Origin of the sequence: Mesorhizobium sp. ISC11, from assembly GCF_037162595.1 — a bacterium.
Taxonomy (GTDB): Bacteria; Pseudomonadota; Alphaproteobacteria; order Rhizobiales; family Rhizobiaceae; genus Mesorhizobium; species Mesorhizobium ciceri.
The window spans coordinates 4955650-4969481 of record NZ_JAVSPW010000001.1 but is presented as its reverse complement, the minus strand read 5'-3'; the positions used below and the strand labels follow the sequence as shown (position 1 = coordinate 4969481).

Genomic DNA, 13832 nt, shown 5'->3' with positions numbered 1-13832 from the left:
GCACATGAACATGATAGCCAACATCAGAAGCGTCGATGCCAGGGAAAGCATTTTCAGTCGGCTCGACGTCTTGATCGCCAGGCGACCGCCATCGCCTGACGCCGCGCGGATCGAGGCCCGCCAACTCGTCTCGATGGCGATTGCCGACAGCTGCCAGGCCGACAGTCTCTGGGGTACAGTGGACGCCTTCCACGCCCATTTCGACTTCATGATGCAGACCATCGAGATCAACGGAGCCGATGACCCGAGCCTCGGGCTGTTGCGCACGAAATGCCGTTTCTACCTCGAACAGGTCGAGGCCCTGAGCCTGTCACTGACCTATTGACAGGCCAGCCGATCAAGTTCGGCTCTAGAGCAATTCCAGGAAAAGTGTGAAACGGTTTTCCCGGGAATACGCATAGCGTTTTCCCTTGGGAATTGCGTCAAAACAAGAGTTAGAGTAGTTGGCCGTTTCCGTGAAACGGTGAGCTGCTCTAGTTGCGCAGGCTGAACACGAACGGCGCTGTACGGCTCAGACGCGAGCCGAGGTCCGGTGGCGGTGCCGGCACCGTGGCGCCTTGCAGCACGGCGAGCGCCGCACGGTCCAGATCCGCATCCCCGGAGGAACGAGAGAGCTTGGCGGACAGGACCCGGCCGGACGAGTCGACCGTGAAGGCGACATACGGCCTGCCTTCCACGCCTCGGGCCTTGGCAGAGCTGGGATAGCGCGTGTGCCGCTTGATCCAGGCGCCCAGACGGGAGTCCCATTTGCTGGAGTCGCCGGAGCGCGACGTCGATTCCGCCGCCTTCGGCGCCGCGGTCCTGGCCGCGGGCCGTGCGTCGGCGCTGGCGACGGTTGCCGTCTTCGGCGGAGCCGCCTTCTCCTTCTTAAGCCGCGGCTTGGGCTTCTCGACAGGTTTTTTCGCCTTGGCCTCGACCGGTTTCTTGTCTTTGACAATTTCGACCGGTTTCGGCTGCGGCAAGGGAATGACGACGTCTGGCGTAACGGCCTCGACAACATCCGGGATGACCTCATCCGGCGGCGGCTGATCGGCCTGTTCAGCCGTTTCGGTCCGGTTGGGTTCGGCCTCGTCAGGCGCGACCGCTTCCGGCGGCTCGACAACCGGCTCCGCCTTTTCGACCGGTTCTTCAGGCGTCGGCTCGGTCGTCGGTGTCGGTTCGGTCTGATCTGGCGTCACCGCGTCCAGCGCGGCGACCTGTTCTCGTACGGCCGGCATCACCACCATCGGCGCCATCTCGATCACCTGGGCCGGTGGCGGACCGCCGTCCGCTTCGGTGACCATGGTGAGATTCTGCACTGCATAGGCGACCGCGACATGGGCTCCGAGGACCAGCGCGGCAGCACCGGCCCACAAGCCAAGGTCGCGCCAGCCGAAGCGCGACATCTGGACCGAGGGCACGGCGACCGCTTGCGTCATGGCGCCGCCGCACCGGTGGCTGTGGGCGCGGGGGCATTGGACGCGGGAGCCGTCTCCAGGCCGACCAGCGCGATCTTCAGATAGCCGGCGCCGCGCAACAGGTTCATCGCCTCCATCAGGTCGCCATAGGCGACCGCCTTGTCGGCGCGCAGGAAGATGCGCGTCTGCTTGTCACCCTTGGTCTTGGCGTCCAGCGTCGCGGCGAAAGCCGGGCGTGGCACGCCGTCATTGCCGATCGCCAGCGTCAGATCGTCCTTCAGCGTCAGGAACAGCGGTGTCTCGGGCCTCGGCGCGGGCGTTGCGGTCGAACCCGGCAGGTCGACATTGACATCCACCGTGGCCAGCGGTGCCGCGACCATGAAGATAATCAACAACACCAGGATGACATCGATGAACGGGGTGACGTTGATCTCGTGGCTTTCCTCGAGATCGTCATCCATGGTCTGTCGGATTCTGCTTCCCATGGCGCTACTCCGCCGCCAGTGGCGCGGCCGGCGCGACGGTGCGGAAGTCGAGGTCGCGGCTGACCAGTCGTTCGACCCCTGCCGAGGCATCGGCGAGGATCTGCCGATAGCCGGCTATCGAGCGGGCGAAGACGTTGTAGATGACGACGGCCGGTATGGCCGCGACCAGGCCCATCGCGGTGGCCAGCAGCGCTTCGGCGATGCCCGGCGCGACCACGGCGAGATTGGTGGTCTGCGCCTGCGAGATGCCGATGAAGGCGTTCATGATGCCCCAGACCGTGCCGAACAGGCCGACGAAGGGCGCGGTCGAGCCGATCGTCGCCAGCACGCCGGTGCCGCGTGACATGCGCCGCGCCGCCGCCGCCTCGATGCGCGACAGGCGCGACGTAACCCGTTCCTTGAGGCCATCGCCTGAGACATGATCGAGGGCGCCGGCTGAGAGTGCGGTCTCCTCCTCGGCCGCCCGCACCAGCAGCGCGCCCGGGCCGCCGCTGCGGTCGAGGGTACTGCTGGCCTGCTTCAGCGTGGCGGCCTTGCCGATCGCCCGCACGGCGCGACGGATGCGCAGCTTGCCGCCGAAAAGCTCCAGCGACTTGGCCAGCCATATCGTCCAGGTGACGAGGGAGGCAAAGGCCAGCCCGATCATCACCGCCTTGACGACGATATCGGCCGCCATGAACATGCCCCATGGCGACAGGTCATGCGGCAAGGTCAATTCCATCGCCGTCGAAGGTCCGGCCTCGGCTGGCGCGGCCGTGTTCGGCTGGGTGCCCGGCTGCGAAGGCGCCATCGTGGCCGGCGGAGCGACTGCCGGTGCGGCGGGCGCCGGCGCAATCGGCGCTGGGGCCGTGGGAGCAGCCGGGGTGGGGGCATCAATCGCCGGCGCGGCACCGGCCGGTTGCTCCTGGGCCATCGCGCTGCCGGCCGACAGGATGACGGATGCGACCAACGCCGCCAACAAACCACTTCTCGACAACAGCTTCTTCCTTGTTCTCACAGCGGCCAGCCGCCTTCTATTTCCCGCCGCCGCACCAGATCTCGTCACTGCACATAGCCGACAGGCTGGCCGGTGACGGGGTGCGCGAACACGCCCATCTCCACGCCGAAAATGCCTTTCAGCACATCGCTGCGCATGATCTCGGCTGGTGTGCCGCGCGTCAGCAGCTTGCCGTCCTTGAGCGCGATCAGCTCGTCGCAGTAGCGCGCCGCCATGTTGGGATCGTGCAGCACGACGACGACGCACAGGTCGCGTTTGCGGCTGAGTTCCTTGACCAGCCCGAGCACCTCGACCTGATGGGCGATGTCGAGTGCCGAGATCGGCTCGTCGAGCAGCATGACGCCGGCGTTCTGCGCCACCAGCATGGCGAGCCAGGCGCGCTGGCGCTCGCCGCCCGACAATTCGTCCACCAGCCGATCCGCGAACCCGTCCATGTCGGTCAGGGCCAGCGCCTCGTCGACATGCTGCCTGTCCTGCGCGCGGAAGCGGCCAAGCGCGCCATGCCAGGGATAGCGTCCCAACGTCGCCAGTTCGCGCACGGTCAGGCCGGTCGCCGCCGGTGTCGTCTGCGGCAGATAGGCAAGCGCGCGGGCAAATTCGCGGGCGCCCCATTGCGGCAACGGACGCCTGGCGAAAGTGATGGCGCCTGAACTCGCCGGCTGTTGGCGCGCCATGAGCTTGATCAGCGTCGACTTGCCCGAACCATTGTGGCCGATCAGCCCATAGACGCGCGAGCGCTCCAGTTCGAGCGAGACCGGACCGAGCAGCGTCCGCTCGCCGACGGCAAAGCGCACCGCGTCGATATGGAAGGCAGTCTGGGCATCAATTCCAGCCATGCTCATGGCTTTTCTCCAGTGCGGCCGCCCGCATTTCCAGATTCCGGCTTTCGACGGCTCATGCCCGGTTGACTATGAAACATGACCTTACTAGTCAACATTGAAGATGACTGCAACGATCAACAAATCGTCGCGACCGGCAATATCGACATGAAATTTGGAAAAGGGGGCGCAGGATGATCTCGGGACGTGGACTGATTTGGCAGGACCGGATGGCGCGAAAGCGCCTGCTGATCGCAGCGGTGTCGGTGCCGGCCCTGCTTGGCTGCGGCCATGCACTGGCCCAGGAGACGGTCACCACCACCCTGGACCCGATCAACGTCCAGGAACGTGTCAAAAGCGCCTTCGGGCCGGTCAAGGGCTACGTGGCCACCAAGGGCTCCACCGGCACCAAGACCGACACGCCGCTGATCGAGACGCCACAGTCGATATCGGTGATCACCAAGGGCCAGATGGAAGCACAGGCGATCGACAATCTCGGCGGCGTTCTGCGCTACACGCCCGGCGCCACTGGCGATCTCTACGGCACCGACAATCGCGGCCTCGGCCTGCAATTGCGCGGCATTTCGAACGCCAACGGCGTCTTCTACAAGGACGGGCTGCAGCTCAAGGAGAGCAATTTCACCCTGTTCACCGCGCTCGATTCCTACGGGGCGGAACGTTACGAAGTGCTGCGCGGACCAGCCTCGGTGCTTTATGGCCAGGCAAGCCCCGGCGGCATCATCAACTATGTCAGCAAGCGGCCGACCGAGGAAAACCTGCGCGAGATCGAACTCGGTGGCGGCAGCTTCAATCGCTATGAAGGCAAGTTCGATTTCAGCGGTGCCGTGAACGCCGACAAGTCGCTGCTGTTTCGCCTCACCGGTGCCGCTCACATGGGCGACACGCAGACCGATTTCGTCAAGGACGATCGCATCTTCATCGCGCCGGCGATCACCTGGCAGCCCGATGCCGACACCAGCCTGACCATCCTCGCCAACTATCAGCGCGACCGCTCGGGATGGGCGATGCAGTACCTGCCTGCCTACGGCACGGTCATACCGGGCAAGGACGGCAAGTACCTGCCGAACAGCATGTTCGTCGGCGAACCCGGCTTCGATTCCTACAACAACGACCAGGCCTCGATCGGCTACGAATTCGATCACCGTTTCAACGAAACTTGGCAGGTGCGACAGCATGCCCGCTACGTCCACCTCACCCACACCGAGGAGGGCGTCTTTGGTGGCGGACTGACGGACTCGAACGGCCTGGAACCTTCAAGCGGCGACTACTACCGTTACGCAGATGCCGGCGGCACCAAACTCAGCGGCGTCACCATCGACAACCAGGCACAAGCCGATTTCGACACCGGGCCGCTTGCCCACACGCTGCTCGTCGGCCTCGACTACAAACGCTACACTTACCGCGACTATGCCTCGGAAGGGACCGTCGAGGACGGTTTCAACATCTTCGATCCGGTTTACGGGTACCCGATCACCGATCTGACGCCCTACACCGATACCGACACCACCCAGCAGCAGGTCGGTCTCTATGCCCAGGACCAGGTCAAGTTCGGCAACTGGCGGCTGACCCTTGGCGGCCGCCAGGATTGGTCGGATGCCAAGGTCTACGACAATCTGGCCGGCGGCTACATTCCCGAGCAGAAGGACAACGCCTTCACCAGCCGCGCCGGCCTGGTCTATCTCGCAGACAACGGCCTGGCACCCTATGTCAGCTATTCCGAGTCGTTCCAGCCGGTGGCCGGCGCCGATAGCGACGGCAATCTGTTCGTGCCCGAGACCGGCAGGCAGTACGAGATCGGCCTGAAGTACCAGCCGACTGGCTGGAATTCCTTCATTACGGCATCGGTTTTCGACCTGACCCGACAGAATGTCGTGCGTTCCGGTAATGAGGGCTCACCCAACGATCTGTTCCAGACCGGTGAGATCCGTTCGCGCGGCGTGGAATTCGAGGCCGTTGCCAGCCTCGATTCCGGCTTCGACCTGAGAGCGGCCTACACCTATCTCGACACGAAGATCACCAGGGCGACCGCTGTCGAAGACGTCAACGGCGTCTGGGTCAGCAACGAGGGCAACACGCCCTTCGGCGTGCCGGCCCATTCCGCATCGCTTTGGGCCAATTACACCTTCATGAGCGGCAAGCTCGAAGGTCTCGGCCTGGGCGCCGGTGTCCGCTATGTCGGCTCGACCTATGGCGACGACGCCAACAGCTTCAAGGTTCCGTCGGTCGTGCTCGCCGACGCGGCGGTGCATTACGCCTGGCAGAACGCCACGCTCAGCCTCAATGCCAGCAATCTGTTCGACAAACGCTACGTCGCCTCCTGCTTCTCCTCGGGCTTCGGCTGCTTCTACGGCGAGGGCCGCAGGATCAACGGTTCGGTGAAATACACATGGTAGAAGCAATGTGGCGGGCCGGCCCAAAATGGCGGCGCTGACACGGCGCCAGTATCTTGCCGGCCTCGCCGCGACCGGCCTCGCTTTGCCGGGCGGCACGGCACGCGCGGCACCTGCCCGCGTCGTCTGCCTGGAATGGACATCGGCCGAAATGGTGGTCTCGCTCGGCGTGTCGCCGCTCGCCGTCGGCGACACCAGGGGTTATGGCGACTGGGTCCAGGGCCCGGCGCTGCCGCAGGCCACCATCGACCTGGGATCGCGCAGCGAGCCCAATCTCGAACTGCTTCGGGAATTGCGGCCCGACCTGATCGTCGGCGCCTATGGCTATGGCTTGGACGAGAACAGCTTCACCAGATTGGCGCCGACCTTCAATGTGCCGTTCTACAGCGGCAAGGCTCCACCTTACGCGCAGGCGCAGCAGGTGACGCTGCAGCTTGGCGACATGCTTGGCCGTGGGACGGAAGCAGAAAACCTTGTCGGGCGCACCGAAGCCTCGATCGCCCAAGCGCGTGCCAGGCTGGAGCGGGCGGCGCAAAAACCGGTCTGCGTCGTCAGCATGTTCGACGATCGCCATGTCCGCGTCTACGGCGCCGGCAGCCTGCTGCAGGACGTCCTCGACCGGCTCGGCCTCGTCAATGCCTGGACTGGCGCCACCAATGAATGGGGTTTTTCGACGGTCGGCATCGAGGAACTGGTCGCCGTCGGCGAGGCGCAACTGATCTCGCTCGATCCGATCCCGCCGCACGTCAGGATCAGGATCGCCCGCAACTCGCTCTGGGCCAATCTGCCCTGCGTCCGGAACGGCCAGGTGCGGACCATTCCGCCGGTCTGGCCGTTCGGCGGTCTTACTGCCGCCGCGCGTTTCGCCGAATTCGTGGCAGCGGCATGATCGCTCAGGCAATGTCCCTGCCGCGACAGCGCGACGGCATCGGCGCGCTCATCCTGCTGGTGGCCGTGCCCGCGGGTCTGGCGCTGGTGCTGAGCGTCATCGATCTCATCCACCTTCTGCCGGCGCACCTGTGGTGGCAGGCGCTCACCGCCCCCGACACATCCGATCCAGTGCAGTTGCTGTATCGCTATGCTTTCCTGCCACGTGTCGCCGTCAGCGTGCTGGCCGGCGCGGCGCTCGGTCTCGCCGGTGTCGTCATGCAGCATGTGCTGCGCAACCCGCTGGCCGAGCCGACCACGATCGGCACCAATGCCGGAGCAAGCCTCGCTTTGGCGGCCGCCACCCTCTACGCACCATGGCTGCTGGAAGGCGGCCGTGAAGGGGTGGCGCTGGCTGGCGGCGCTCTCGCCACATCAGCCGTTTTCGCACTGGCGCGCGGGCGCAGCTTTTCGCCAGTGTCGATCATCATCGCCGGCCTCGTCGTCAGCCTCACTTTCGGTTCGGCCGGCGCGCTGCTGATGGCGCTCAACCGCGAATACACCGAGGAGCTGTTCATCTGGCAGAGCGGCTCGCTGGTGCAGAATGGCGATGCGGCCGTCGTTGCTCTGGCGCCGTGGCTGCTGGCCGGCATCTGCGCCGCGTTCCTGCTCTGGCGACCGCTACGCCTGCTCGATCTCAGCGACGACGGCGCGGCATCGCTCGGCACCCGCCCGGCCGTCATCCGCCTTGCCGGCATGGCTGTCGCCGTCTCGCTTGGCGCGTTGGTCGTCGCCGAGGTCGGCGTCATCGGGTTCGTGGCGCTCGCTGCCCCGGCGCTGGCGCGGCTGGCCGGAGCGCGCACGCTTGGCCGCCGCCTGGTCTGGTCGCCGCTGGTCGGCGGCGCCCTGCTCTGGCTCACCGACCGTCTGGTGCAGCATCTGCCGTTCGCCGGCGAAATCCCCGCCGGCACCGCGACCGCTTTGCTCGGCGCGCCGCTGCTGCTGTTCCTGTTGCCGCGAATGCGAACCACCCCCGAAAGGCAGGCCGATATGATGTCGTCCGTACGCCTGCCGACAAACGGCCTGCCGTTGATCGCCGGCCTGCTGGCGCTCATCCTCGCGGTTGTCGTCGCAATGGGCTTTGGCCGTGGCGCAGGCGGTTGGCACTGGATCGCATCCGAGGATTTGACCGAGCTGCTTGCCCTGCGCGCGCCTCGCGTCGTCGTCGCCCTGTCGGCGGGCGTCCTGCTCGCGGTCGCCGGCACGCTGATGCAGCGCATGACCGGCAACCCGATGGCAGCACCCGAAGTGCTCGGCATTTCCGGCGGCGCCTCTTTCGGCGTGCTGGCGCTGCTGTTGCTCAGCGACGGCTTCGACCGCGCGGCAATGCTCGGCGCCGCACTCGCGGGCGCCTTGCTGGCGCTGACGATCGTCGTGCTGGTCGGGCGGCGCAATGCACTGTCGCCGGCGCGGCTGCTGCTTGCCGGCGTCGCCGTGGCGACGGTCGCGTCGGCCTTCGCCGCGCTGCTTCTGGCCAGCGGCGATCCGCGCACGGGCTTCCTGCTCGCCTGGCTATCGGGATCGACCTATCGCGCAACGCCCAATGATGCCTTCACTGCCGCTGCGGTCGCGGTCGCCGTCCTCGCGCTGGCGCCGCTGACGGCGCGCTGGCTCGATATAGTGCCGCTCGGCGAAACTGCCGCGCGTGGCCTTGGCCTGCGGCTTGGACGGGTTCGCGCCATTCTGCTGGCACTTACCGCGCTGGCCACCGCAACCGCGACATTGGTCATCGGCCCGCTGAGCTTCGTCGGCCTGATGGCGCCGCATCTCGCGCGCATGCTCGGCTTCCGCCGTGCCGTGCCGCAGCTTCTGGCCTCGGCCATGACAGGCGGGCTGATCCTCGTTGCCGCCGACTGGGCAGGCCGGACGCTGATCTTTCCCTGGCAGGTGCCGGCCGGGCTCATCGCCGCCTTCGTCGGCGGCCCCTATTTCATGGCGCTGATGTGGAAAGGCAGGCAATGAAGTCGGCCCTGGCATATTGCCGACCCTGCCCTGCCGATTGTAAGCAGCGCCCATCGATGGCGGCCGGTGCCCTCGCCGCGTCCATCAAGACAGCTTGCGGTTCACCTCGATGATCAGACGTTTCCTGTCCTATTACGCGCCCTGGAAGGGGCTGTTCGCGCTCGACTTCTCCTGCGCGGTGCTGGCCGGCCTGCTCGAACTCGGCTTTCCCATGGCGGTCCGCACCTTCGTCGACCAGCTCCTGCCACGGCAGGACTGGACGCTGATCATCATCGCCTCGGCAGGGCTGCTGGTAATCTATCTACTCAACACGGTGCTGATGGCGGTCGTCACCTATTGGGGCCACATGCTTGGCATCAACATCGAGACCGAGATGCGGCGCAAGAGCTTCGATCATCTGCAGAAACTGTCGTTCCGCTTCTACGACAACCACAAGACCGGCCATCTCGTCGGTCGCGTCACCAAGGATCTCGAGGAGATCGGCGAGATCGCGCATCATGGCCCCGAGGACCTGTTCATCGCCATCATGACGTTCGCCGGCGCCTTCGTGCTGATGTTCACGGTCAACATGCATCTGGCGCTGATCACGGCGGTGATCGTGCCTCTGATCGCCTGGGTGACGATGCGCTACGGCGACCGCATGGAGCGCAACTGGCAGGCGCTCTACCGGCGTGTCGGCGATTTCAACGTCCGCATCGAGGAGAATGTCGGCGGCATGCGCGTCGTCCAGGCCTTCGCCAACGAGGAGCATGAGCGCACGCTGTTCGCGCATGACAACCAGCGCTACCGCCAGACCAAGCTCGACGCCTACCGCATCATGTCGGCCAGCAATTCGCTGAACTACATGGGCATAAGGCTGATCCAGCTCGTGGTCATGATTGCCGGCAGCTACCTCGTCATCACGGGAGGCCTGAGCAATGGCGGCTTCGTCGGCTTCCTGCTTTTGGTCGGCGTCTTCGTGCGGCCGATCGAGAAGATCAATTCGGTGATCGAGACCTATCCAAAAGGCATTGCCGGCTTCCGCCGCTACACAGAGTTGCTCGACACCGAACCCGACATCGCCGACCGGCCCGGTGCCGTTACCGCCAGCGGCCTCAAGGGCTCCATCGAATATCGCGGTGTGAGCTTCGGCTACGGCGACGGCAAGCCGGTGCTGAAGGATATCGATCTCACCATCCGCGCCGGCGAAACCATCGCCTTCGTCGGGCCGTCAGGTGCCGGCAAGACCACCATATGCTCGCTGCTGCCGCGGTTCTACGAAGTCAGCGCCGGGCGGATCAGCATCGACGGCATCGATATCAGGGACATGACGCTCGCTTCGCTGCGCGGCCAGATCGGCATCGTCCAGCAGGATGTCTTCCTGTTCGGCGGCTCGATCCGCGAAAACATTGCCTATGGCCGTCTCGGCGCCTCCGACGACGCCATCGCCGATGCCGCGCGGCGGGCGCAGCTCGACGGCATGATATCAGGCCTGCCGGCCGGTTATGACACGATCATCGGCGAGCGCGGCGTAAAACTGTCCGGCGGCCAGAAGCAGCGGCTGGCGATTGCCCGTATGTTCTTGAAGAACCCGCCGATCCTGATCCTCGACGAGGCGACGTCGGCGCTCGACACCGAGACCGAGCGCGAAATCCAGAAGTCGCTGGCCGAACTTGCCGAAGGCCGAACCACGCTGGTCATCGCACACCGGCTGGCAACGATCCGCGGCGCCGACCGCATCGTCGTCGTCTCGGAGTCGGGCGTCGTCGAGCAGGGGTCGCACAGCGAACTGATCCGTGCCGGCGGCATCTATCGACGCCTGCACGACGCCCAGCATCTGGTGTCATCGCGTTGATTCACTATGGTAGCGGCCAAAGCAGGGAGCGCCCGGATGATCAAGGCAACGCCCTTCGACTTTCCCTTTGACGGCAGGCTGGTGGCCGAAAACACCGCGCTGATCGTCATCGACCTGCAGCAGGATTTCCTGTCGACGACGGGCTACTTCGCCAGGCAGGGCTATGACCCGTCGCCTCTGAGGGCGATCCTGCCGACGGTGAGCCGGCTGATCGCGGCCGCGCGCAAGGCCGGCGTCAGGGTCATCCATACCAGGCAGGGCTATAGGGCCGACATGGCCGATATGACGCCTTACGAAAAATGGCGCCGCAAGCGCTCCGGTCTCGACGGCACCGATATCCTGCTGCGCTCGGGCACGGGGTTCCAGATCGTTCCGGAGATCGACGTGGCACCGCACGACATCATCGTCGACAAGACCTGCAACAGCGCCTTCATTTATACGGATTTCGAGCTTGTGCTCCGCGCGCAAGGCATCACGCATCTCATGTTTTCCGGATGCACGACGGATGTCTGCGTCCACACCACGCTGCGCGAAGCCTGCGACCGCAACTTTCAATGCCTGACGATTTCCGACGCCTGCGCCAGCGGCGACAAACAAGCCCACGAGGCCGCGCTTCATATGGTGACGGTCGAAGATGGCGTCTTCGGCGCGCTGGCGGATTCGGGCGCTGTCATTGAAGGCCTGTCGCGGCTTGGCGACAGGCCAGAGGCAACAAAAGGCTGAAGGACTTCAGCCCGTTGCGCGCGTCTCCAATCCTGCACGAGACGCATATGCCCCAGGCTGGAATGCCTCGTGTTCGCGACGCGCCAGCGAATTGCGCAGCAGGGCGATCGTTTCCCGGCCGAGCGTTGCGATCTCGCGTGGCGTGTCGACACCGACAATCATGAATTCATCGATCCCGAGGGCTGCATAGGCAAGCAGCGACAGGGCGGCCTGGGCTGGCGGCCCGGCAACATCGACCGCCTTGTGACCGGAGGCGGAAGCACCTTGGTGAATCCCGACCGGAAGCGCGAAGCGCAGCTTGCCGGCCCGGCCATGTTCGGCGGCGGAGCGGCGCACCCGCTCCATCAATTGCCGGATCTCGTCGATCGAGCCCGGCGCCAGTTCAAAGACATCGGCATGTCGGCCGGCCACCTTGAGCGCCGTTCCGGACTGCCCGCCCATGCGGATGACCAGGTCGGCGCCGTGCGGTCCCTTGCGCGGCACGTAGCCGCCCTTGATGCTGTAGAACGTTCCTTCGTGGTCGAAGGGCCGGTCGTTCGACCACAGCCGCTTCAGCAGCACCAGATATTCGTCTATTCGCTGCCAGATGACGGTGTGCCCGACCGGCCGTGTTTCGGCGTCGGCATCGCTCAGCGGCTCGCTGATCATTCTCAGCGCCAGGCGTCCGCCGCTTTGCCTGTCGATCGACGCCAGTTGGCGGGCCGCCACGGTCGGTTCGACCACGCCCGCCCAATGGGTGAGCACGACTTCCAGCGACGAGGTGCGATCGAGCACCTGGGCCGCAAGATCCATGTTGGTCAGCAGTCCGGCCGAATCGTCGACGACGATCTTGCGGAAGCCGCCGTCCTCGATCAGCCCGAGCTTGGTCGCGGTCTCGGCAAAGTCGTAGAAAAAGGGAACCGCGGCATCGGCGGTCTTGCCGGGAATATGCGTGAACTCGATCGGCATTGCCATGTCCTCCGTGGTGTCGGGCGCGCGAAAGCACGCCGAGGATTCGGTTCATTCAACTCCAATTGCCTGTAAGTGGTGGGGCAGCTAACCCCGGTCGATCTGACGACTCAGGGAATAAGACCCAGAACAACGGCCCCGGTGAACACGAACGCAAGGGCAAAGACGAGATAGGCGAAAGCCCCGGCATAGGCCGGGCGGAAGGTCTGGGCATTGGCCGCCCGCTGGCCACTGCGATCCGCCTGGGCGTTCTGGATATAGGACATATCGACCTCCGTCTCGCCGGTTAATCTATAAAACTTGTAGACTTTGTCGATTGCTATTTTTCGGTCAAATCTAGAATAATTTTCTCTTATGTGATGGGAGGTTGGTAGTCACTTGCTTACAAGGCGCACTCGGGCGGCCGATCCGTATGGCGCGTCCGTTTTCGGGTCTGCGTCCGAATGGACCTATGGCCTTGCCCTCGCTGCACTCAATTCGTGGATTGGCCGCCCGGCGCCGGCGCGGTAGCATCGCCCAACCAGCAACGCGAAATCGTCACATAGGGGCAGAAAAAATGGGCACAAGACTGGCCGGCAAGGTCGCCATCATTTCGGGCGGCGCGACGGGAATGGGTGGAGCAACCTCGGAGCTGTTCGCCGCCGAAGGCGCCAAGGTGGCGATCATCGACCGCAACGGCGAGGCGGCCGCCGCAACCGCAGCGACAATCAGGGCACGCGGCCATGTCGCCGAGCATTTTGTCGCCGACGTCTCCGACGAGGCACAGGTCGAAGCCGCCGTGAAGGGTGCTATCGAAAAACTCGGGCCCATCACCGTGCTGTTCAACCACGCCGGCACCATCGTGATAAAGCCCTTCCTGGAGACCACGGTGCAGGAATGGGATTGGCTGCATGCCGTCAATGTGCGCTCGATGTTCCTGATGACGCGCGCCGTTTTGCCCGGCATGATTGCGGCGGGCGGCGGCTCGATCGTCTGCACCTCGTCGATCTCGGCGGTGGCGGCTACTCCCAACGAAGTGCTCTATGACACCACCAAGGGCGCCTGCCACATGTTCGCCCGCGCCATCGCCGTCGAGTTCCGCGACCGCAACATCCGCTGCAACGCCGTCTGCCCGGGCTTCATCCGCACGCCGCACGGCCTGCGCGAGGTTGCCGACCTCGGCAGGCTCGGCATCGATGTCTCGGACGCAGCGCTGGCCGCGCAGCAGGGCCGCATCGGCGAGCCGGAAGAGGTGGCGAGGGCGGCGCTTTACCTCGCCAGCGACGAGTCGAGCTTCGTCAACGGCACGCATCTGTTCGTCGACAACGGTTTTACCGCGATGTGAACAGCT

The 13832-nt window shown here is 65.0% G+C and carries 13 protein-coding genes; 7 read left to right on the top strand and 6 right to left on the bottom strand.

Annotated features, from left to right (window positions below; all coding sequences use genetic code 11):
* The first annotated feature begins 4 nt into the window (after positions 1 to 4).
* Positions 5 to 325 (top strand): hypothetical protein, encoded by a 321-nt coding sequence (locus tag RPF88_RS24160; RefSeq protein ID WP_024504723.1) that lies wholly within the window; start codon positions 5 to 7, stop codon positions 323 to 325.
* A gap of 148 nt (positions 326 to 473) precedes the next feature.
* On the opposite strand, the gene RPF88_RS24155 is transcribed toward RPF88_RS24160, so the two are convergent.
* The 4 genes from RPF88_RS24155 to RPF88_RS24140 all read right to left on the bottom strand — a co-directional run bounded on the left by RPF88_RS24155 (position 474) and on the right by RPF88_RS24140 (position 3715).
* The gene (locus tag RPF88_RS24155) at positions 474 to 1418 is read right to left on the bottom strand and encodes a TonB family protein (RefSeq protein ID WP_024504724.1); all 945 of its coding nucleotides are present in this window, start codon (positions 1416 to 1418) and stop codon (positions 474 to 476) included.
* Positions 1415 to 1882, bottom strand: coding sequence for a TonB system transport protein ExbD (gene exbD / locus RPF88_RS24150; protein WP_013528969.1), 468 nt, complete (start codon positions 1880 to 1882; stop codon positions 1415 to 1417). The genes RPF88_RS24155 and exbD overlap by 4 nt, the downstream gene beginning before the upstream one ends.
* 4 nt (positions 1883 to 1886) lie before the next feature.
* Positions 1887 to 2858 carry a tonB-system energizer ExbB gene (gene exbB, locus RPF88_RS24145; RefSeq protein ID WP_063173314.1) on the bottom strand — a complete coding sequence of 324 codons (972 nt, stop codon included), beginning with the start codon at positions 2856 to 2858 and terminating at the stop codon, positions 1887 to 1889.
* Between the two features lie 65 nt (positions 2859 to 2923).
* A complete protein-coding gene (locus RPF88_RS24140; RefSeq protein ID WP_024504726.1) occupies positions 2924 to 3715 on the bottom strand; it encodes an ATP-binding cassette domain-containing protein in 792 nt (263 codons plus the stop codon).
* 212 nt (positions 3716 to 3927) lie between these two features.
* Here RPF88_RS24140 and RPF88_RS24135 point away from each other — a divergent pair, with 212 nt between their 5' ends.
* From RPF88_RS24135 to RPF88_RS24115, 5 genes are all read left to right on the top strand, one after another.
* Positions 3928 to 6111, top strand: a complete 2184-nt coding sequence (locus RPF88_RS24135) for a TonB-dependent siderophore receptor (protein ID WP_337123332.1) — start codon at positions 3928 to 3930, stop codon at positions 6109 to 6111.
* Between the two features lie 25 nt (positions 6112 to 6136).
* Positions 6137 to 6997: an ABC transporter substrate-binding protein gene (locus RPF88_RS24130; protein WP_024504728.1), complete on the top strand. Its 861-nt coding sequence runs from the start codon at positions 6137 to 6139 to the stop codon at positions 6995 to 6997.
* The gene (gene fhuB, locus RPF88_RS24125) at positions 6994 to 8997 is read left to right on the top strand and encodes a Fe(3+)-hydroxamate ABC transporter permease FhuB (protein ID WP_024504729.1); all 2004 of its coding nucleotides are present in this window, start codon (positions 6994 to 6996) and stop codon (positions 8995 to 8997) included. Before RPF88_RS24130 ends, fhuB begins: the two co-directional genes overlap by 4 nt.
* 109 nt (positions 8998 to 9106) lie before the next feature.
* On the top strand, positions 9107 to 10831 hold the full coding sequence (locus RPF88_RS24120; RefSeq protein ID WP_337123331.1) for an ABC transporter ATP-binding protein: 1725 nt from the start codon (positions 9107 to 9109) through the stop codon (positions 10829 to 10831).
* A 36-nt stretch (positions 10832 to 10867) separates the two neighbouring features.
* The gene (locus RPF88_RS24115; protein WP_013528962.1) at positions 10868 to 11554 is read left to right on the top strand and encodes a cysteine hydrolase family protein; all 687 of its coding nucleotides are present in this window, start codon (positions 10868 to 10870) and stop codon (positions 11552 to 11554) included.
* Between the two features lie 6 nt (positions 11555 to 11560).
* On the opposite strand, the gene RPF88_RS24110 is transcribed toward RPF88_RS24115, so the two are convergent.
* Positions 11561 to 12502 (bottom strand): LLM class flavin-dependent oxidoreductase, encoded by a 942-nt coding sequence (locus RPF88_RS24110; RefSeq protein WP_013528961.1) that lies wholly within the window; start codon positions 12500 to 12502, stop codon positions 11561 to 11563.
* Between the two features lie 110 nt (positions 12503 to 12612).
* Complete coding sequence (locus RPF88_RS24105; RefSeq protein ID WP_084015479.1) at positions 12613 to 12768, bottom strand: hypothetical protein; 156 nt, start codon at positions 12766 to 12768, stop codon at positions 12613 to 12615.
* A 290-nt stretch (positions 12769 to 13058) separates the two neighbouring features.
* Here RPF88_RS24105 and RPF88_RS24100 point away from each other — a divergent pair, with 290 nt between their 5' ends.
* Positions 13059 to 13826 carry an SDR family NAD(P)-dependent oxidoreductase gene (locus tag RPF88_RS24100; protein WP_064992581.1) on the top strand — a complete coding sequence of 256 codons (768 nt, stop codon included), beginning with the start codon at positions 13059 to 13061 and terminating at the stop codon, positions 13824 to 13826.
* The last annotated feature ends 6 nt before the right edge of the window (positions 13827 to 13832 follow it).

What these genes read in the sequence shown, in the direction of transcription:
- RPF88_RS24140 (WP_024504726.1), bottom strand. Translation starts at nt 3,715, where the DNA reads ATGGCTGGAATTGATGCCCAGACTGCCTTCCATATCGACGCGGTGCGC.
- RPF88_RS24120 (WP_337123331.1), top strand. Translation starts at nt 9,107, where the DNA reads ATGATCAGACGTTTCCTGTCCTATTACGCGCCCTGGAAGGGGCTGTTC.
- RPF88_RS24110 (WP_013528961.1), bottom strand. Translation starts at nt 12,502, where the DNA reads ATGCCGATCGAGTTCACGCATATTCCCGGCAAGACCGCCGATGCCGCG.
- fhuB (WP_024504729.1), top strand. Translation starts at nt 6,994, where the DNA reads ATGATCGCTCAGGCAATGTCCCTGCCGCGACAGCGCGACGGCATCGGC.
- RPF88_RS24105 (WP_084015479.1), bottom strand. Translation starts at nt 12,768, where the DNA reads ATGTCCTATATCCAGAACGCCCAGGCGGATCGCAGTGGCCAGCGGGCG.
- RPF88_RS24160 (WP_024504723.1), top strand. Translation starts at nt 5, where the DNA reads ATGAACATGATAGCCAACATCAGAAGCGTCGATGCCAGGGAAAGCATT.
- RPF88_RS24100 (WP_064992581.1), top strand. Translation starts at nt 13,059, where the DNA reads ATGGGCACAAGACTGGCCGGCAAGGTCGCCATCATTTCGGGCGGCGCG.
- RPF88_RS24130 (WP_024504728.1), top strand. Translation starts at nt 6,137, where the DNA reads ATGGCGGCGCTGACACGGCGCCAGTATCTTGCCGGCCTCGCCGCGACC.
- RPF88_RS24135 (WP_337123332.1), top strand. Translation starts at nt 3,928, where the DNA reads ATGGCGCGAAAGCGCCTGCTGATCGCAGCGGTGTCGGTGCCGGCCCTG.
- exbD (WP_013528969.1), bottom strand. Translation starts at nt 1,882, where the DNA reads ATGGGAAGCAGAATCCGACAGACCATGGATGACGATCTCGAGGAAAGC.
- RPF88_RS24155 (WP_024504724.1), bottom strand. Translation starts at nt 1,418, where the DNA reads ATGACGCAAGCGGTCGCCGTGCCCTCGGTCCAGATGTCGCGCTTCGGC.
- RPF88_RS24115 (WP_013528962.1), top strand. Translation starts at nt 10,868, where the DNA reads ATGATCAAGGCAACGCCCTTCGACTTTCCCTTTGACGGCAGGCTGGTG.